At 72.7% G+C, this 16,860-nt stretch carries 17 protein-coding genes; all 17 read right to left on the bottom strand.

Annotated elements, in window-relative coordinates:
* Window positions 1-193: 193 nt before the first annotated feature.
* A complete protein-coding gene (locus DKT68_RS06160; protein WP_109816445.1) occupies window positions 194-1,402 on the bottom strand; it encodes a glycosyltransferase in 1,209 nt (402 codons plus the stop codon).
* Window positions 1,403-1,407: 5 nt separating this feature from the next.
* The gene (locus DKT68_RS06155) at window positions 1,408-2,043 is read right to left on the bottom strand and encodes a GOLPH3/VPS74 family protein (protein ID WP_161556625.1); all 636 of its coding nucleotides are present in this window, start codon (window positions 2,041-2,043) and stop codon (window positions 1,408-1,410) included.
* A gap of 57 nt (window positions 2,044-2,100) precedes the next feature.
* Entirely contained in the window at window positions 2,101-2,955 is an 855-nt protein-coding gene (locus DKT68_RS06150; RefSeq protein ID WP_109816443.1) for an ABC transporter permease, read from the bottom strand.
* Entirely contained in the window at window positions 2,952-3,875 is a 924-nt protein-coding gene (locus DKT68_RS06145) for an ABC transporter ATP-binding protein (RefSeq protein WP_236646736.1), read from the bottom strand. Before DKT68_RS06145 ends, DKT68_RS06150 begins: the two co-directional genes overlap by 4 nt.
* Window positions 3,872-5,023: a nucleotide disphospho-sugar-binding domain-containing protein gene (locus DKT68_RS06140; protein WP_146218297.1), complete on the bottom strand. Its 1,152-nt coding sequence runs from the start codon at window positions 5,021-5,023 to the stop codon at window positions 3,872-3,874. The genes DKT68_RS06145 and DKT68_RS06140 overlap by 4 nt, the downstream gene beginning before the upstream one ends.
* 52 nt (window positions 5,024-5,075) lie before the next feature.
* Complete coding sequence (locus DKT68_RS06135) at window positions 5,076-5,387, bottom strand: transcriptional regulator (RefSeq protein WP_109816441.1); 312 nt, start codon at window positions 5,385-5,387, stop codon at window positions 5,076-5,078.
* Window positions 5,384-5,860, bottom strand: a complete 477-nt coding sequence (locus tag DKT68_RS06130; RefSeq protein ID WP_146218296.1) for a hypothetical protein — start codon at window positions 5,858-5,860, stop codon at window positions 5,384-5,386. The genes DKT68_RS06135 and DKT68_RS06130 overlap by 4 nt, the downstream gene beginning before the upstream one ends.
* 10 nt (window positions 5,861-5,870) lie before the next feature.
* A complete protein-coding gene (locus DKT68_RS06125) occupies window positions 5,871-8,513 on the bottom strand; it encodes a M16 family metallopeptidase (RefSeq protein ID WP_109816439.1) in 2,643 nt (880 codons plus the stop codon).
* Between the two features lie 9 nt (window positions 8,514-8,522).
* Complete coding sequence (locus tag DKT68_RS06120) at window positions 8,523-9,419, bottom strand: aminoglycoside phosphotransferase/kinase family protein (RefSeq protein WP_109816438.1); 897 nt, start codon at window positions 9,417-9,419, stop codon at window positions 8,523-8,525.
* Entirely contained in the window at window positions 9,416-10,051 is a 636-nt protein-coding gene (locus tag DKT68_RS06115; protein ID WP_201748926.1) for a flavoprotein, read from the bottom strand. The genes DKT68_RS06120 and DKT68_RS06115 overlap by 4 nt, the downstream gene beginning before the upstream one ends.
* The gene (locus DKT68_RS06110) at window positions 10,048-11,013 is read right to left on the bottom strand and encodes an LLM class flavin-dependent oxidoreductase (RefSeq protein ID WP_201748925.1); all 966 of its coding nucleotides are present in this window, start codon (window positions 11,011-11,013) and stop codon (window positions 10,048-10,050) included. The genes DKT68_RS06115 and DKT68_RS06110 overlap by 4 nt, the downstream gene beginning before the upstream one ends.
* Window positions 11,010-12,779 (bottom strand): ABC transporter ATP-binding protein, encoded by a 1,770-nt coding sequence (locus DKT68_RS06105; RefSeq protein ID WP_109816437.1) that lies wholly within the window; start codon window positions 12,777-12,779, stop codon window positions 11,010-11,012. The genes DKT68_RS06110 and DKT68_RS06105 overlap by 4 nt, the downstream gene beginning before the upstream one ends.
* A gap of 24 nt (window positions 12,780-12,803) precedes the next feature.
* Window positions 12,804-13,820: a methyltransferase gene (locus tag DKT68_RS06100; RefSeq protein WP_109816436.1), complete on the bottom strand. Its 1,017-nt coding sequence runs from the start codon at window positions 13,818-13,820 to the stop codon at window positions 12,804-12,806.
* Between the two features lie 85 nt (window positions 13,821-13,905).
* Window positions 13,906-14,094 (bottom strand): LxmA leader domain family RiPP, encoded by a 189-nt coding sequence (locus DKT68_RS06095; RefSeq protein WP_030330388.1) that lies wholly within the window; start codon window positions 14,092-14,094, stop codon window positions 13,906-13,908.
* A gap of 67 nt (window positions 14,095-14,161) precedes the next feature.
* Window positions 14,162-14,344: a hypothetical protein gene (locus tag DKT68_RS06090; protein ID WP_030330389.1), complete on the bottom strand. Its 183-nt coding sequence runs from the start codon at window positions 14,342-14,344 to the stop codon at window positions 14,162-14,164.
* 102 nt (window positions 14,345-14,446) lie between these two features.
* Window positions 14,447-15,406, bottom strand: a complete 960-nt coding sequence (locus DKT68_RS06085) for a T3SS effector HopA1 family protein (protein ID WP_146218295.1) — start codon at window positions 15,404-15,406, stop codon at window positions 14,447-14,449.
* Entirely contained in the window at window positions 15,403-16,485 is a 1,083-nt protein-coding gene (gene lxmK / locus DKT68_RS06080; RefSeq protein ID WP_109816460.1) for a class V lanthionine synthetase subunit LxmK, read from the bottom strand. Before lxmK ends, DKT68_RS06085 begins: the two co-directional genes overlap by 4 nt.
* Window positions 16,486-16,860 lie beyond the last annotated feature (375 nt).

Below are 16,860 nucleotides of genomic sequence, written 5' to 3'. Positions count from 1 at the left end.
GACCATAAGGGTGCACGAGTACCGGGGACGGCGAACGCCCCCGCGAGCAACCCCGGGGGAAGGTGCTCGCGGGGGCCGGGACCTGCCACGGCCCGGAGGCTATGACTCGAACGATGCCTCCAGGCATATGACCGGTTCCGGCGACCTGCCCGAGGTCCGGCGGGGCACCTCCGGCGGGTCGCGCCTGCTCCCTCTATCTCACCGAAACGGACTCAGTCCGACAAGTCGGTATTAAAAATTTTGAATCGGCGCCGTGCGCGGGATCCTGGTGGAACGGGGTGCCAGCCGGTGCGCTGCACAGCAACCGGTCCAGGACCGTCCGGGCCACCCGGGCGTCGAACCGGGCCGCCAGACCCGCTCCGGCCGTCGTGACGAGCCGCGCGGCGAGCTCGTCGTCCCGAAGCAGCCGGACCAGCTGGCCGGCCAGCTCCGCGGCGGTCTCCCCGGCCAGGACATCGGTGCCGGCCGCCAGGCCCATGCCCTCGAAGGCGATCGGCGTGCCCACTACCGGGACCCCGTACTCCACCGCCTCGCCGACCTTGCCCTTCACCCCGGCGCCGTAGCGCAGCGGGGCGACCGCCACCCGGGCGCGCCGGTACAACGGCTCCAGTTCGGGCACCCAGCCGTGCACCGTCACCCGGTCACCGGCCAGGTCCGTGACCGCGGGCGGGGCCGCGTCGCCGACCAGATCCACCGTCGCGCCCGGCATCTCGGCCCAGACCAGCGGCATGATCTCGGTACACAGCCAGCGTGCCGCGTCGACGTTCGGCTCGTGCAGATAGTTGCCGACAAACAGCACCCTTGGCGCCGACCCGCGCTCGAGCGTGGTGCGCGCGGGCCGGTGGATGTTCGACAGCACCTCGATCCACGCGTCGGGCACCAGCTCCCCCAGCAGCCGGCGCTCCTCGTCGGAGACCACGAGCGTCACATCGCACTCACGGGCCAGCAGCAGCTCCACCGCGCGCATGCTGTCGGCTCGAGCCCGCAACACGTACCGGTCCGCGCTGCCCTGCGCGGCGGCCAGCGCCGCCTGCCGTTCGAGCCGACGAAAGTGCACATCGACCGTGTCGTACGCGACGAGGCAGCCCGGCGCGGCGTCCCGCACCCGGGCCAGCATCTGCACCGCGGGCCCGGGGCGGCAGAGCAGCGCCAGGCCGACCCGGTGCCCCTCGTCGGAAAGGAACCGGGTCTGCTGCGCCCGATCGGTGATGACACCGACGCCGGCGGCGCGCAACCGGTCCGCGTACGGCCGCTCGGCCCTGCCGTTCTCCGGGAAGAAGAGCACCTGACGCCCGAGGGCGAGCAGCTCCTCGATGATGCGGTGCAGGCGTAGCGAGCCGGAGTCGCGGTCCGGGGTGGGCAGCTGGTGGTCGACGACGAGGACCAGGTCGGCGGGTGGCACGGCGGTCAGCTCGCGGCGAACAGGATCAGGAGCTGCGCCGTGTCCAGTCCGTGGAAGGCGTCCCGCAGCGGCCCGGACGCCCAGCCGGTCCGGGCGATCTCGGCGGCCCGCGCCCGGGTCGCCTCGTCCCGGGCACCGGGGACCGCGCCGATGCCGTGCAGGATCGTGATCAGCACAGCGGTCTCCTCGTCGGGCTGGGCCCCGTTGAGGGCGGCCTCGATCCCGGCCCGGATCTCCCGCTCTCGCGCACCGTCCGCGGTCGGCCAGCTCCGGGTCTTCACCAGACCGAGCACCCGGTTCTCCTCGATCCGGATCGCGCCGTCGGCGGTGAGCAGCTCGAGCAGCGGCTGCCAGCAGTCGTGGCCGAGGTTCTCGGCGGCCCAGCCGACCTTCATCGGCTTGTCCCCCAGCTTCGCCAGCGCGGTGTCCAGGGCTGGGTCGCCGGTCGGGGTGCTGTCGGAGACCACGACCCGCGCCTCCCGGGCGTCGTCGGACGCGGGGATCGAGATCCGACCGGCCCGCACCAGGTCGAGCAGCACGGCACTGCCGACCGCGCGGTACCGGCGGCCCAGGTCGACGGTGCTGCGCCCGCTTTCGTCATCGAGCAGCAGCAGGACAAGGTCTTCGGCCAGTCGGGACATGAGCTCTCTCCTCGGGTTGGAACGGACGTACATCGAACAGCTGCGGGCGGGTCAGGTTCAGGCGGCGCGGCGGCGCAGGGCGCGGTCGCGGCGGGCGGCCATCGTGGAGCCCGACTCGCGGCGGGCCATGAGGCGCAGCACCACCGGCGCGGCGAGCATGCCCAGCACCGCCCACCCCCCCAGCGCTACAACGGTCTCCCAGTGCCGCCACGATTCGCCGATCTCGGCGGCGAGGGCGCTCTCCGGCAGCAGCGCGGACCGGGCCGCCAGGCCCAGCCAGTACAGGGGGAAGGCCTGCGCGACGATCTGCAACCAGGTCGGGAAGCCGGCGATCGGGTGGAAGATGCCGGAGACGGTGGCGAGGGCGAAGACCGGCAGCATGACCAGACCGATGCTGCGCGGGCTCTCGATCAGCGAGCCGAAGACCGCGCCGAGGGGCAGCATCGCCAGCAGGCCCAGCGGCAGCAGCCAGAGCAGGGTGAGCCACCGCCGGGCCTCGCCGAGATGCAGACCGTCGACCAGCAGCGCACCGGCGCCGAGCACCGCGACCCAGGCCACCAGGACCATGCCGGCGACCAGCAGCACCTTGCCGATCAGGTACGACACCATCCCGTGCGGCAGCGCCTTGAGGCGCAGCAGTGTCCCGTCCTCGCGCTCGACCACGAGTTGCTGCGCCAGGTTGAGCAGGCCGTTGAAGCCGATGCACATGCTGAGCAGGCTGGGCAGGACGAAGGCTGCCACCGACACGTCGGTGCCGGCGAGCATGTTGTCGCGCAGGAAGTAGATCGGTGCCAGCAGGCCGATCAGCCACACCAGGTTGCTGCCGAGGTCCTGGCCGTTGCTGAGCACCTGGCGCAGTTCGGTGCCGCCCCGGCTCAGGCCCTGCCGTACGGCGTTTCCCGTCACGTTCATCGCTTCGCCTCCTCGCGCGCCACCATCGACAGGTAGATCTCCTCCAGACCCGCCCGGTGCACCCGCAGGTCCTCGACCTCGCCGCCATCCTGGATCAGCCGTCGCACGAACACCGAGACATCGGCCGTACGCGCGCTGTGCGCCCGGCCGCCGCTGGTCCAGGTCACCTCCGCGTCCCCGCCGAACTCACGGGCCAGCTCGGCGACGGTCCCCCGGGCGGCGATCCGGCCGCCGGTCAGGATCAGCACCTGGTCGGCGAGCTTCTCGGCCTCGTGCAGGTCGTGGGTGGTCAGCAGGATCGTCATCCGGGCGTCGGCCAGGGTCCGGAGCAACTCGTGGAACTCCTGCCGAGCCTGCGGGTCGAAGCCGACCGTGGGCTCGTCCAGGAACAGCACCTCGGGCCGGCCGACGATGCCGACGGCGATGTCGAGCCGGCGGCGCTGCCCGCCGGAGAGCGCGCCGATCGGCTTGTCGGCCTGCTCGCTCAGCCCGACGGCGGCGAGCAGCTCGTCGACGTCCCACGGCCGCGTCACGCCGTCACCCGCGTACGGCCGGTAGAAGGAGCCGAAGTGGGCGAGCAGTTCCCGGACCCGCCACTTGCCGTGGTCCCGCCAGGACTGGAGGACGATGCCGAGCCGAGCCCGCCACGCCTCGTCGCCACGGGCGGGGTCGACGCCGAGCACGCTGACCTCACCGCCGGATCGGAGCCGGAAGCCTTCCAGGATCTCGATCGTGGTGCTCTTGCCGGCGCCGTTGGGCCCGAGCAGGGCGACGATCTGGCCGCGGGTGATGGTGAAGTCGATCCCGCGGAGCACCTGCTGGGCGCCGTAGCTCATCTGCAGCCCGCGCACCCGCACCACGGGCGGCGGCTCCGGTGGGGCGGTCCGGACCGGGTCGGCTGCGGTGACCGTGGTCGTCATGCCGCGCGTCCTTTCTGAACGGGGTTCGCACCGGCCGGGGGCAGGTGCAGCTCGATGTGGTCGGCGGCCGCGCGGGCACCACCCGCGGCGGCGATCTCGGCCCGCATCTCGTCGAGCCGTACGCGGGCCTGGGCGCTGGTCGTGATCGCCCGTACCGCGGCCCGCACGGCACCGGCGTCGAAGGCCCGCGGCGGGATGACCCGGCCGAGGCCCAGGGCGTCGATCCGGGCGGCGGTGACGAACTGCTCGACCCCCTGCGGGACCACCACCAGCGGCACGCCCTGGGTCAGTCCTTCGAGGACGCTCCCGGTGCCGCCGGCGGTCACGAAGACGCCGGCCTGTTCCAACACCCGCACCTGCGGCACCCAGCGGTGGACCTCGACGCCGGTCGGCAGGTCGCCCAGCGCGGCGGGGTCGAGGGTGTTTCCGGTGGCGATCACCACGTGCCACCCGTCGCCGGCCAACGCCGCCGCGCACTCGGCGAAGGCGCCGGGCCGGGTGTTGTACGTGGTGCCGAGCGAGACCAGGGCCACCGGGCGGCCCGGCGGGGCGGTCCAGTCACCGTCGGCGCGTCGCCGCCACGGGACGGGGCCGACGAAGCGGTACGCGTCGTCGACCTGCGCCGCGTTGACCTGCAACGATCGCGGCATCGCCACCACGCACGGCTTGACGTCGGGAGCGACCCGGACGGGGGCGCCGATCTGCTCCTCGCTCCCCCGGTAGAAGACGTGGGTCGGCGAGAACTGCACCTCGGGCACCCGCCAGTGCCGCGCGAGCAGCGGCGCGTGGGCGGTGACCGTGTCGTACACGATCAGGTCCGGGCGGTCGCCGGCGTACGCCGCCGCGACCTGTGGCAGCGCGGCGTCACGTTCGCGGGCGAAGACCGCCGCGGCCTGCCGGCCGTCGTCGTCGGTGGCGAGCCAACCGCGACCCGGGGCGTCGGCCGACGGGAAGGTCGAGGTGTACGGCACCAGGGTGGCGCCCGCCTCCTCGACGAGCGGACCGAAGTCCGGTGCGGTGGCGAAGGTGACGCGGTGCCCCCGGCCGGCGAGCTCCGCCACCACGCCGAGCATGGGGTTCACGTGGCCGTGCAGCGGCACGGACATGAAGGCGATGTGCGCTCCGGGCGGCGGGTGGGCTTGCGCCACAGTTGTTCCCCCAATTCGAGGTGGGCCGCCGCCGGTGCGAGCGATCAGGTCGCTACGGGCGGGGGCGGCCGTCGGTCACTACGTCGTCGGCGACTCGGCGAAGCTCGGCCATGTGCGCGGTGAAGACAGTTCTACCGAGCGGGGTGAGCGCCACCCAAGCGTGGATTCGAGAATTGAATGACTCCTTGCGCAGGGTCACGTAACCGGCTTCCTGCAACACTTTGAGCTGCTTGCTGAGCACCGAGTCGCTGACCGCGAGGGCGTCGCGGATGGTCGAGAACGACAGCGACTCGACCCGGCTGAGCATGGCGCAGATCTGGAGCCGGTTGAGCGGGTGGATCACCTCGTCGAAGCCGTCCCTCATGCCTGTCGGCCCAGATCCCGCACCAGCGCCGCGTCGATGCGACGGCCGGCGACGACCGTGATGACGAGCATGACGACACCGCAGGCCGCCATGGCGCCGCGCAGGTCGGCCCCCCACTCGAGGGCGAGCCCGAGCACGATCAGCACGGGCAGCGCCATACCGGCGCGGACGCTGATCCGGCGGGCGCCGGGGGTCGCGTGGTAGCGGTCCAGGGAGATGCCGGTGACGTGGTTGGCCGCGAGGTTGAACAGCAGCGGCCCGATCAGCAGACCGATGATCACGCCGTACGGGATCCACGCCCAGCCGATCGAGACGGCCGCGAACGCCCAGAACAGCGACAGGCCGATACCCAGGTGGTACCACCACGGCGCGACGGCGCGGCCGGCAACGATCTCGCGGCCGCCAGCGACCTCGGCCAGCGTCCGACGGGCTTCCTGCGGGCTCATCCGCTCCATGGCTCCTCCAGTTTCCATAATGGAAAGTCTAGGCCCGACTTTCCATGGCGGCAAGTCGGTCGGCGGAAAAGTCGGCGGGCGGATCGCCCAGCACGACGGTGTGGCTCAACGCCCCGAACAGATCGTGCGCAGCCCCGGACAGGTCCCCGGGTCGAGGCGTCCGCAGCAGCTCCGGCCGCCGGACCACCCAGTCCAGCCCGCGCCCCGCCGCCGTGGTGTGCCGCAGCGCGTCCGCCAGCCCCGCCGGCGAGTCGAATGCCGACAGCAACTGCGCCGAGCAGTACCGGCGTACGGCCGCCAGCTCCTCCTTGGACGGCGGCTCGGCGATCAGCGCCGCCACCTCCGCGCGTACCCCCGCCACGGCCTCGTCGATCCGGTCCCGGGGCACCGCCAGTCGTACGGAGGCCCGCCGGTACCCGGCCAGCACGTCGCGGCGCGCCAGCATGACGTCGGCGCGCCCCAGCCGGCGACACCGCTCGGCCAGCCTGGCGGTGGCGTGCCCGCCCAGCAGCGCCGTGGTCAGATACCGGGCGGGCTCCGCCGACCCGGCCTCGGGCTCACGCCCGGAGAGCGTGAGATGGACGGTGTCGCCGGCCGCCTCGCGCAGGAGCAGCACCTGCGGTCCGGAGTCGTCCGGCGCGGCCGGTTCCGCACGAGGCGCGGCGGACCAGCCGGCCAGGGCGTCGACGGCCGCGGCGAGGAGCACCTCGGCGTCCGCGGCGCCGACCACGACCAGCGTGGCGTGCTGCGGACGCAGCACCCGGAGGTGCAGCTCGGTCGGATCGGCCGGCGGTCGCTCGGACTTGCCGGCCCAGTGCCGGCGCAGCGCCTCGTCCATCCGCTGCTGCGGTACGAACGGCGCCGGCCGGGCCGCCGGCAGGGGTCGCCACGCGGGCAGCGGACCGGGGACCAGCACATCGGCCACCACCTGGAGGAGCTTTGGCAGCAGCGCGACCGGCGCCCAGGCGCTCAGGTCGGCCCACTGGCCGTCCTGCGCCAGCTGCAACTCACCGCCCATCCCGGCGACGCGCCGGGCCGCGTCGGTGTGCGCGCCGAGGATCCGCAGCAGATCGGCGACCCGCTGCGGATCGCGCCAGCCGTCCGGCCCGAGCGGCAGCCGCAGCCGCAGCTCCACGAGCTCGGCCCGGCGGTCGGGAACCGCGACGACCCGCAGGCCGTTGGCGAGGCTGATCTCCCGCGCCCCGGTCAGCGCCGGCGGGACGGGCGCGCCCAGCGCGGGCACGGGTCGCGGCCCGCCAGCGCTGGCGCCGAGCTCCGCCGCGGTGCGCCGAACTCGGTCCGGACGCCGGTCGGCCACACGGTCCGGCCGTCGGTCGGCCACACGGTCCGGCCGTCGGGTGGCCACACGGTCCGGCCGTCGGGTGGCCTGGCCCTCCCCGTCGGGGCCCCCGTGCGGGCCGGCGACGAGCAACGCGCTCGGTGCGACGGCCAGTGCCTCGGCGGCCCGGGACACCCGCTCGGCCGAGGTGTCCGCGATCAGGCGGGGCAGGTCGTCGACCAGCTCCGCCCGGCCGAACAACAGCTCGAAACGGCCCAGGGCGCGGCACCGGTCCTCCAGCCGGGCGTGCTGCCGGCGGTGCTGCCCGGCCAGCTCGGCCGCCGCGCGTCCCACTCCGGCCCGGGCCCTCGCCGGGTCGCCGAGGCGGGTCCACTCGGCCGCCAGATCGCCGACGAAGCCGTCCGGCGTCAGGTCGTCCGGCAGCACCGCGGTCACCACGAAGACGTCTGGTGCCAGCGCGTCCAGCGGCCCGAAGAACCCGCAGCCGGCTCCGGCGCGGACGCCGACCCGCGGATGCCGCCACCGGGAGGTCAGCCAGGCCAGCACCATGCACGCCACGTAGTCCGGCAGCTCCCGCAGCGGATCGGGCAGTCGGTGTCCGAGCGCCAGCGCGGTCTGCGCCGCGCCGGCGACCCGCTGACGGACCTGACGGTCCTGACTCGGCGGCGGTTCGGCGATCGACGGCGGCGGGTCCGCCGGCCGGGCGGGCACCCCCGCGAAGTGCCGCTCCACCAGCGGCCAGACCGCCGCCGGTTCGTGCGGGGTCACGATCGTGAGAACCGCGTTCGCCGGTACGTAGTGGGCGTCGAAGAAGGCGGCGCAGTCGTCCACGGTCAGCGTCCGCAGCGTGCCGACATCGCCGTACCCGTCGTGGGCGTTGGCGAACGAGCGGAACATCACCTCGGGCAGGCCCGGCCACGGCAGCCTGCCGTACAGCCGGCTGTCCCGCATGCTCTCGATCTCGCGACCCACCTCGATGAGCTGGCTCGCCAGCTCGGCGTCGGTGAACCGCGGCGCGCGCATCCGGTCCGCCTCCCGGAACAGCGCCTGTTCCAGCGCCGCGGCGGGGACCACCTGGAAGTAGTCGGTGTAGTCGGCGTGCGTGGTGCCGTTGGCCGTACCGCCGAGCGGATGCAGGTCGTCGTAGAACCGTCCACCGGGCAGGCTTTCGCTGCCCCTGAACATGAGGTGCTCGACGAGGTGGGCGATCCCCTCGCTACCGGGCGACTCGGCCCGGAAGCCGGTGCCGTAGTGGACGCTCACCGCGGAGCGGGGCGCCGGCCAGCCGGGCAGAAGCACCACGCGCAGGCCATTCGGCAGCGTGCGCCGGTGCAGCGGATGAGCGGGTCGCGACCCAGCCGGGACAGTCATGGGTTTTCCTCAGGGGGACAGCAGGTGCCGGGCGAATCCGGTGTACTTCTCGAAGACCTTCGGCTCCCAGCCGACATAGGTCGTGTAGTCGTGCACGTGCAGCAGCACCCGGAAGGCGACGGTCTCGCGCCACCGGTCGTCGAGGTCGCGTCCGTAACCGTCGAGCAGGGCGTTGGTCAACCGCTGCCACGCCGGCCGGTCGCCGCCCAGGTACCACTGCAGCTCGACGAGCTCACCGAGGACCCAGCCGAGGTCGTAGTACCAGGGCGCGGCGCACACGTCCTCGCCGATGAGCGCGTCGGCGCCCGCCTCCTCCCCCTCCGCCGGGATCAGCGAACCCAGACCGGGCGCTCCGTGGCACAGGACGCGCTCGTCGGCGGCGGCGATCCGGGCGGTGTGCTCCCGCACCCGGGCCAGGGCCGCGGCGCCGAGCCGGGAGCGCAGCAGGGATTCGGCGTACGCGCTGCGCGGGTGCGGTGATCGCCCGTCGAGCCAGCGGGTGAAGCGGACCAGCCCGCGCGGCGCCCGCCCCGCCGCGACGTCCGGCGGGAGCGGTTGCTCGTGCAGCTCGTGCAGCGCCTGGCCGAGCCCGTGCACCAGGGGCGCCAGCGCCGGGTCGGGGCCGCCGCCCAACAGGGCGGCGGCCACCGAGGTCGCACCCCGTACGAGATAGGTCCGCCCGTCGTCGTCGGGCTCACCCACGGCCCAGCGCACCGACGTCGCGGCCGGTCGTGCCGCGAGGAGCCGGCGCAGCTCGGCGCCGGCCGGCGCGAACGGCGCGGGCGCCAGCGGCCCGGGTGCCCGCCGCCACCGGTATCCACCAGCGGGCTCGGGGCGTACCGCGGTGACCAGCAGGCCGGTGCCGAAGTCCCGGCCGGTCGGCGCGGTCAGGGTGGCCGTTGTCATACGGTCACTCCCCCGGTCAGGACCGGCACGTCCACCTCGGCCAGCTCGCGGCGGCGGGCCTCCAGCCGGCGCAGCGCCTCCGGCAGGGGTGGGCTCACCCAGCCGTCGTCGCGGCCGGTGGTGAGGCTGCGCGCGGGCAGCGGGGGAATCAGGGCCACGTTGCGCCGCTCGGCCAGGGTCGCCCAGTGCCGCTGGAAGGCGGGGCTGTCCAGGCCACCCGGCGGCAGCGCGGGCGCCAGGCCGACCGGCGCGGAGGTGCACTGCATCGCCAGCAACGCCGGGCTGTCGGCGAGCCCGAGGGCGAGCCGGGCGACGAAGTGGAACGTCGCCGGGTAGACCAGCATGGCGTCCGCCCACTCGACGTGCTCGACGTGCCGGGCCCGCTCGCAGTCCTCCCAGGTGTCGACGACCACCTCGTGGTCGATCCGGAGGCTCAGCGCCTGTCGGGTCACGAAACGCAGGGCGCTGGGAGTGGCGACCACGGCCACGTCCAGCCGCGGGTAGGTCTCCCGGAGCCAGTTCAGCCAGGTCGGCACGTTGCTGGCCGCGGCCGAGCCGGTGACCACCAACAGCAGCCGCCTCAGCTCCAGCTCCGGCGTCTCCAGGAACTCGAGCGGTGGCCCGGCACTCATCGCGCCACGTTCCCGAGGATGGTCTCCAGCTCGCCCAGCGTGGTCCGGGCGCCGTACGTCACGCAGACCCCGGCCAGGTTGAACGCCACCTCGTCGGCGCCCGCGGCACTGAACTCCTTGATGCCCTGCGTCAGCTCCTCGTGGTCGCCGTAGAGGAAGGCGCCACCCTCGACGAGGGCCCGGCCGCTGGCCCGCGGGTCGTCGGCCATGTCCACGTCGATGCCCGAACGGCTCAGCATGTCGATGTAGTGCGGCAGGCGCATGTGCCCCGAGTTGCTGTTCAGGGCGAGGTCGACCGGGTCACGGCCGGACTCCCGCAGCGCCATCGGCACGATCGCGACCAGGCGCGGCATGGGCCGCCCAGCCCGCTCCGCACCCCGGCGCAGCGCGGGCACCACGGTCTCCCGCAGGTACGAGGCCGGGGTCAGCCAGGTGATCGCCACGTCCGCGACCTCACCCGCCAGCTCCGCCATCCGCGGCCGCAGCACGCCCAGCCCGATCTCGATGGGCGGGCGGGGGAACGTGCCCAGCTCCATCCCGCACGAGAAGAACTCGCCCTGGTGGTTGACCTTGCCGGTCTCCAGCAGGGACCGGACGATCGTCGCGTACTCGCGGACCGCGCCGAGCTGGCTGCGGTACGGGGCACCGAGCGTGCCGCGCTGCAACGATGCGCCACCGGGGCCGAAGCCGGCCACCACGCGGTGCCCGGTGGCCACCGCCAGCGTCTGGGCGCGCAGCGCGGCGTCGTACGGGTGCAGGAACGGCATGAGGTTGACCGAGGTGCCCATCGGGACCCGGAAACCGCTGGCCGCGGCGTACGAGAAGCTGACGTGGGTGTCGCCGACGTTGCCCTGCCCCTGCCAGAGGCAGGTTGCCTCGCTCCACTGGGTGAGCGCGGCGAACGGCAGCAGTTGCTCGGGGCGGCGCGGCGCGAACGGCATCATGATCGAGTAGTCGGTCATGCCAGGGCTCCTGTTCCGACCAGCATCTGGCCACGGACCAGATCGGTGTAGTTCGAGCAGTTGCGCAGAAGCTCGTCGTGCGGTCCCTGACCGACGACCTCGCCCGCCTGGAGGATGACCACGTGGTCGGCGTGCTGGATGGTGGAGATCCGGTGCGCCACCACCAGCACGGCCCGGGTGGCGGCCAGGTCGTCGACCAGGTCGCGCAGCTTCTGCTCGTTGATGCTGTCCAGGTGCGACGACGGTTCGTCGAGGAGCACCAGAGGGGCGTCGGTCAGCATGGCCCGGGCGATGGCGAGCCGCTGGCGCTGACCGCCGGAGAGATCGACGTCGCCGGCGAGGACGGTGTCCAGGCCCTGCGGCTTGCGGCGGATCTCGTCGGCCAGGCCGACCCGGTGCAGCACCGCGAACAGCTCCCCGTCGGAGAACGCCGCGTCGCCACGGCCCAGGGTCAGGTTGCGGCGCACGGTGTCCTGCACGGAGCTCGCCGCCTGGTCCACGTAGGCCACCTGGCCGCGCAGGTCGGCGAGCGGCCACTGCCGGGTGTCACGGCCCTGCACGCGGATGCTGCCTGCGGTGACGTCGGCGAAGCGCTGGATCAGCTCCACCGCGGTGGTCTTGCCCGCGCCGGAGAGGCCGACGATGGCGGTCAGCCCTCGCGCCGGCACCTCGAACGAGACGTCCCGCAGGACCGGCGTGCTGCCGTAGCTGAAGTCGACGTGGTCGAACTGCACCGCCGGCACCGGACCGACCGGTGCGGCCACAGGCTGCGCGGTCTCGCCGCCCGACTCCTGGGGCTTGTCGAACAGGCCGGTGAACCGTTCCCGGGCGACCGTGCCCATCTTCAGCGCCGTGACGCCCGCCGCGATCATCATGAACGGGCCGGTGAGCTGCAGCAGGTAGAGCAGGAACGCCACGAAGTCGGCCAGCGGCAGGCTGCCGGCGACCATCCGCGCGCCGCCCCCGGTGATCACCGCGACCAGGGCGATCTGCTGACCCAGGTTGACCACCGGGGTCATCAGGGCCTCCATCCGGGCGGCGTCGATCTCGCGGCGGGCGACGGTCTCGGCGTGGCCGGCGAGGTCCGCGCTCACGGACTCCTCGGCCCGGTACGCCTTGATCACCTTGACCGCGTCGACGGCCGCGATGAACCGCTGGGCCAGGACGCCGGTGGACTCCTGCACGGCGACGTAACTACGCCGCAGCCGTTTGACCACCAGGGTGATCAGGCCGCCGGCGACCGCGAACGCGCCCAGCGTCACGGCCAGCAGCAGCCAGTCGAGGAAGCCCATGATCACCAGGGTGCCGATGGCGGTGAGCCCGGCGATCGGCAGCTGGATCGGGCCGACGTCGATCAGCTTCTTGATCCGCGAGGTGTCCGCGGTGATCCGGGTGACCAGGTTGCCGCTGCCCTCGCGCCGCACGTCGGCGAGCGGCAGGCGCAGCGCGTGGCCCATGGTGCGAACCCGCAGCCGGCAGATCATCCGCTGGCCCAGCCGGGAGAGCAGGAACGTGGCGAGCGTGTTGGCCAGCGCGGCGCCGAGCCCGAAGACGATCAGCCAGACCGTCCAGCGGTCGGCGGCGCCGTCGCCCAGGGTGGCGATGAGCCGACCGACCGCCCAGGGCAGCGCCAGAGTGCCGGCGGTGGACGCCAGGGCGAGCAGGCCGATCAGCAGCATCGTGCCCGGATGTCCGGTGGCCAGGTCGCGCACGATGCGCAGCGGCCGGTCCGGTCGTTGCCGCGCCTCCGGCGGATGGTGTCGCATGGGATTCTCCGTTCGGCAGCTGTGCTAGTGGGCGGTGAACTCGATCAGGGTCCGGACCGCCGTCGCGGGGCCGCGCCAGGAGACCCGTAGGCCGGCCTCGGCGCCGAGCCGCTCGATGTCCTCGGCCGTCCGCGTGGGCGCCGGCATCATCGAACGCAGCTGCAGCTCCGAGCCGGGGCCGGAGACCGGCATGGCGATGTCGGCGACCAGCACCTTGCCGGTGGCCCCGGCCGCCTCCCGGCAGCGCTTCAGGATCAGGACCGCCTCGTCGTCGGACCAGTCCGCGAGGATCGCGGAGAGCAGGTACACGTCCTTGCCGGTGGGCAGCGGGTCGAAGAAGCTGCCCTGCACCGCCGTCACCCGCTCCGCGACGTCGCTGCGCGCGAAGCGCCGGCCGGCCTCCGCCGAGACGTTCTGCAGGTCGAGCAGGGTGCCGTGCAGGTGCGGGTGGGCCCGGACCAGGGCCATGGTCAGGCTGCCCAGGTGACCGCCGACGTCGATGAAACTGTCGACGCCGCTCCAGTCGTACTCGGAAATGATCTTTCCGGCGTCCCAGCGGAGCACCTGCTTGTCGAGCTGGTCGGCGGCCTCGCCCTGCTCGCGCCACTCGGCGGCGAAGGCCGGGTCGGTGTTCACCGCGTCCCAGTAGTCCCGGCCGAACTCGGCGGCGTAGCCGGGCCGGCCGGTGCGCACCGTGTGGTCGAGGCGCAGCAGGCTCAGCGTGATGCTGCCGATCATGCCGTCGTTGCGGAGCACCTGGCGCACGCTCTGCGGGTGGTCGGAGCGCAGCGGGTCGCCGAGCGGCGTCAGGGCGTACTCCCCGCCGGGTCCGGTCTCCAGGATCTTGATTTCGACCAGGTAGCGCAGCAGCGTCCCGGTCACGTCGGGGGCGCTGCCGGCCCGGTGGGCGATCTCGGCAGCGGTGGTGGCGCCGGCCGCGATGTGGTCCGCGATGCCGAGCGTGGCGGCCGCGCGGACGGCGGCCGGGACCAGAAGATCGGTCATGGTCAACAGTTGCTGGAAGGGCGGGGTCTCAGTCATCGCGGTGCACCTCGCTAGGGATTGGTCAGGACCGAGCGGCGGGCCGGCGGGAGTCCGGCCCGCCGCTCCGGACCTGGTGCTCGTTTCAGCAGCCGTCGTCGATGGTCTTCGAGACGACCTGGCCGCTCATCCAGCTGACGCCAGCGCTGACGATGGCGCAGCCGGGCGTCGTGGCGGGGGCGTCCGAGACGGCCGAGAGGTCGATGTCCTCGGCGGTGCTGTAGGTCTCGTAACCCGCCAGCAGCTCCTCGATGTTGTTCGCCTTCTCCTGCATTACCTCTCCTCGGTGTGTGTGGTGTTACCGGACGTCCGCGGGATCGCGGACGGGATCAGGGGGTCGGTCAGCAGGTCGCCTCGTAGGTGGCGGCGGTGAGGAAGCTGACCGCGGCGCTGGCGCAGTACCAGGTGGTCGCCGGGGCGTCCGCGACGGCGGAGACACCCAGGTCGTCGTCCGCCTCGAGGTAGGTCTCGTAGCTGGACACGAGCTCCATGATGTTGTCGCTCTTGGTGATGTCCGTGTTCACGTCTCTCTCCTTCGGGGAAGCACTGAGCTCCAAACTGGGAACGCCCCTGTTGACCCTCCCAGCAAGCGAGCTCAGGTCTTGGCGATGCGTTTTCGGTCGGGTTCAGACGGTGGTGTTGCGGGCCGGATTGGCCGGGTCGATGCCGGCTTCCAGGAAGCGCGCGACGATCAGCGAGTCGACCCGCTGAAGGTCGTCGGCGGCCTCCACCAGCGCGGCGGCCAGGACGGTGGCGCGGTGCTGGCCGAAGCTCAACCCCTGCCGGCCGGACTTGCCGTCGACCGGCTCCCAGGCCGTGCCGACGCCGGGCGCGATCCGCTCGACGAACGCTGACGTCTCGGGGCCGGTGCCGCGCAGGCCCTGAGCCAGCTCCGCCAGGTCGGCGGCGATGTGCTGCCAGTCGCTGCCCAGGTAGACCACGATCGCGTCGCGTCGGGGATAGAGCTCCCGGGCCGAGAGCACCTTCGCCCGGTACGGCACCTCGCGCTCCTCGAGGAAGGTGAGCACCTCGCGCCAGGCGCCGACGGCGTGATCCACGTCGAGAACGTTGAGGTAGACCCGCAGGACGCCCCGGGAGGTGTCCCGCTGCCGGGAACCGTCGACCAGGAAGAAGCCCGGTGACAGCGCGGCCCGCCACGGCGGCACGGCCAGCCGCACCGGCTCGCCCGGGGCGTACCCGGTCGTGGTGATCGCTTCGATCGGCGCCCAGATCCGCAGGCCCTCGCGTTCGACGAGGATCCGTCCGCGTCCGGCGGCATCGCGCTGGACGGTGGACCGGACGACCGCCCGGACCTCGATCTGCCGGTGCGGCACGGCCGCGGTGAAGCGTTCCTCGAGTGCGTCCTCCCGCAGCCGGGTCGGCACCTTGCCGTCCGGCTGGCCGGAGTGCAGCACGTTGTAGATGGACTCGGCGAGCAACCGGCGGAGCTCGCGGGGGAAGTCGGCGACGATCTCGCGGCCGCCGATCACGGCCGTGGTCCGCTCCGGAGAGACCCGGATCTGACGGACCGCGTCCCGGATCGCGGGGGCCAGTTCCCCGGCCACGGGTTGGGCTTGCAACGTCATCGGGCACCTCCGAAGCCGAGGGTGGTGGCGAATTTCTCGGGGTTGACCAGCGCGGCGCGGCCGACGCCGGCGGCGGCGCGCTGGATCGCGGACAGCCGCGACGAGGACAGGGCGCCGGCGACCAGCCGGTCCAGCAGGTGCCAGCCGGCGAAGGCGGTCGCGCGGACCGCCAGGCCCGGGTCGGCGTCCGGCCGGACGTCCGTGTACGCCCGCCAGAACTCGTGCACCAGCGGCAGCAGTCGGCGCATCTTCTCCACACCGCGCTGGAGGACCAGCTCGTGGGTGAACTCGGTGTCCACGAACGCCTCGTCGCCCCGGTTGGTGACCAGGTCGAGCACCGACCGGTAGACCCACTCGCCGGCGAACGCGCCGACGTCGCGGGCCGGGTCGGCCAGCCGGAACTCCTCCCAGTCGGTGAGGAACAACCCGTCCTCGGCGACCAGGAACTGGTCCACCCGCAGATCGCAGTGCGAGGGCACGCGGGGCGCCTCCCGCTCGGCGTCGCGCAGGCGCTGCACCGCGGCGATCAACTCGGGGTCGTTCTGCAACAGCCGCCAGGCCTCGATCTCGCCGGCACTCGACTTCAGGAACACCGAGAGCGGCAGGCCCTGGAGGAACGTGACCGGCGGGAACCCGGGCGGCGACTCGTCGAGGCGCAGGCCCTCCGGAGGCGGGGTCGCGTGCAGGTGGCCGATCGCCCGGCCGACCTGGTGCGCGTGCGCCAGGGTGAATGTCTCGTCGACCATCAGCGCGGCACCGTTGACCGCGTCGTTGATTCGTTCGAAAACAACGATCCGGTGGTCGGGGTTACTGCCGATGAATTGCGGCCAGTGCACATTCTCGAAATTGGCTTTCGCGGCGTAGGCCTCGAAGTCGAGCAGCCTGCGCATTCTGTTGTTGGTGTCCTCGACCTGTCCGGTCAGGCGCTTGACGAAAACGTCCCGGCCGCTTTCGGTGACACCCGACCAGGCGTCGTTACGACCGATCGGAGCAGACACGGTGTCCCGTACGAACGGGCCGACACCCAGCTCCACCAGCACTTCGTCAACCTCGGGAACCGAGTCCAAGTCGATCGGCATCACGTGTTTCGTGACCACCGTCGCCACCTCCAACAATTCTCGGACGGGCACGCCAAGGCGTAGCCAACGTTCAGTTGAATATTCCGGCGATGACGCCGGACCCGGTCACTCGCCTGCCTTCCGGCTGTCTTTCCTGCCGTACCGGCGAGCGGTGTGGTTGAAGATAATCACGACCGGGTAGGACCGGGCAAGGCATCGATGTCGGGCCGTATTAAAATCGTTTCTACGAGCCGCGGCATTTTGTCCGATGTATCGGCTGGCCGGACCGGCCAGGGCGGTCGGGCGGCGGGCGAAAGCGCAGCTCAGAGCGGATCGGCACGGGTGCAGGGCGCCACGTGCCCGTGTTCCAACTTTCGCAACTGGACGACCCGCTCA

It is taken from the genome of Micromonospora acroterricola, from assembly GCF_003172955.1.
Classification (GTDB): Bacteria; Actinomycetota; Actinomycetes; order Mycobacteriales; family Micromonosporaceae; genus Micromonospora; species Micromonospora acroterricola.
The sequence above is the reverse complement of the archived record's forward strand: the minus strand, read 5'-3'. Positions and strand labels throughout refer to the sequence as shown.

Bases quoted from the DNA above. Each gene is read 5' to 3' on its own strand.
- DKT68_RS06155 (WP_161556625.1), bottom strand. From the start codon at position 2,043: ATGTCCCGACTGGCCGAAGACCTTGTCCTGCTGCTGCTCGATGACGAA.
- DKT68_RS06150 (WP_109816443.1), bottom strand. From the start codon at position 2,955: ATGAACGTGACGGGAAACGCCGTACGGCAGGGCCTGAGCCGGGGCGGC.
- DKT68_RS06145 (WP_236646736.1), bottom strand. From the start codon at position 3,875: ATGACGACCACGGTCACCGCAGCCGACCCGGTCCGGACCGCCCCACCG.
- DKT68_RS06135 (WP_109816441.1), bottom strand. From the start codon at position 5,387: ATGAGGGACGGCTTCGACGAGGTGATCCACCCGCTCAACCGGCTCCAG.
- DKT68_RS06130 (WP_146218296.1), bottom strand. From the start codon at position 5,860: ATGGAAACTGGAGGAGCCATGGAGCGGATGAGCCCGCAGGAAGCCCGT.
- DKT68_RS06125 (WP_109816439.1), bottom strand. From the start codon at position 8,513: ATGACTGTCCCGGCTGGGTCGCGACCCGCTCATCCGCTGCACCGGCGC.
- DKT68_RS06120 (WP_109816438.1), bottom strand. From the start codon at position 9,419: ATGACAACGGCCACCCTGACCGCGCCGACCGGCCGGGACTTCGGCACC.
- DKT68_RS06115 (WP_201748926.1), bottom strand. From the start codon at position 10,051: ATGAGTGCCGGGCCACCGCTCGAGTTCCTGGAGACGCCGGAGCTGGAG.
- DKT68_RS06110 (WP_201748925.1), bottom strand. From the start codon at position 11,013: ATGACCGACTACTCGATCATGATGCCGTTCGCGCCGCGCCGCCCCGAG.
- DKT68_RS06105 (WP_109816437.1), bottom strand. From the start codon at position 12,779: ATGCGACACCATCCGCCGGAGGCGCGGCAACGACCGGACCGGCCGCTG.
- DKT68_RS06100 (WP_109816436.1), bottom strand. From the start codon at position 13,820: ATGACTGAGACCCCGCCCTTCCAGCAACTGTTGACCATGACCGATCTT.
- DKT68_RS06095 (WP_030330388.1), bottom strand. From the start codon at position 14,094: ATGCAGGAGAAGGCGAACAACATCGAGGAGCTGCTGGCGGGTTACGAG.
- DKT68_RS06085 (WP_146218295.1), bottom strand. From the start codon at position 15,406: ATGACGTTGCAAGCCCAACCCGTGGCCGGGGAACTGGCCCCCGCGATC.
- lxmK (WP_109816460.1), bottom strand. From the start codon at position 16,485: ATGCCGATCGACTTGGACTCGGTTCCCGAGGTTGACGAAGTGCTGGTG.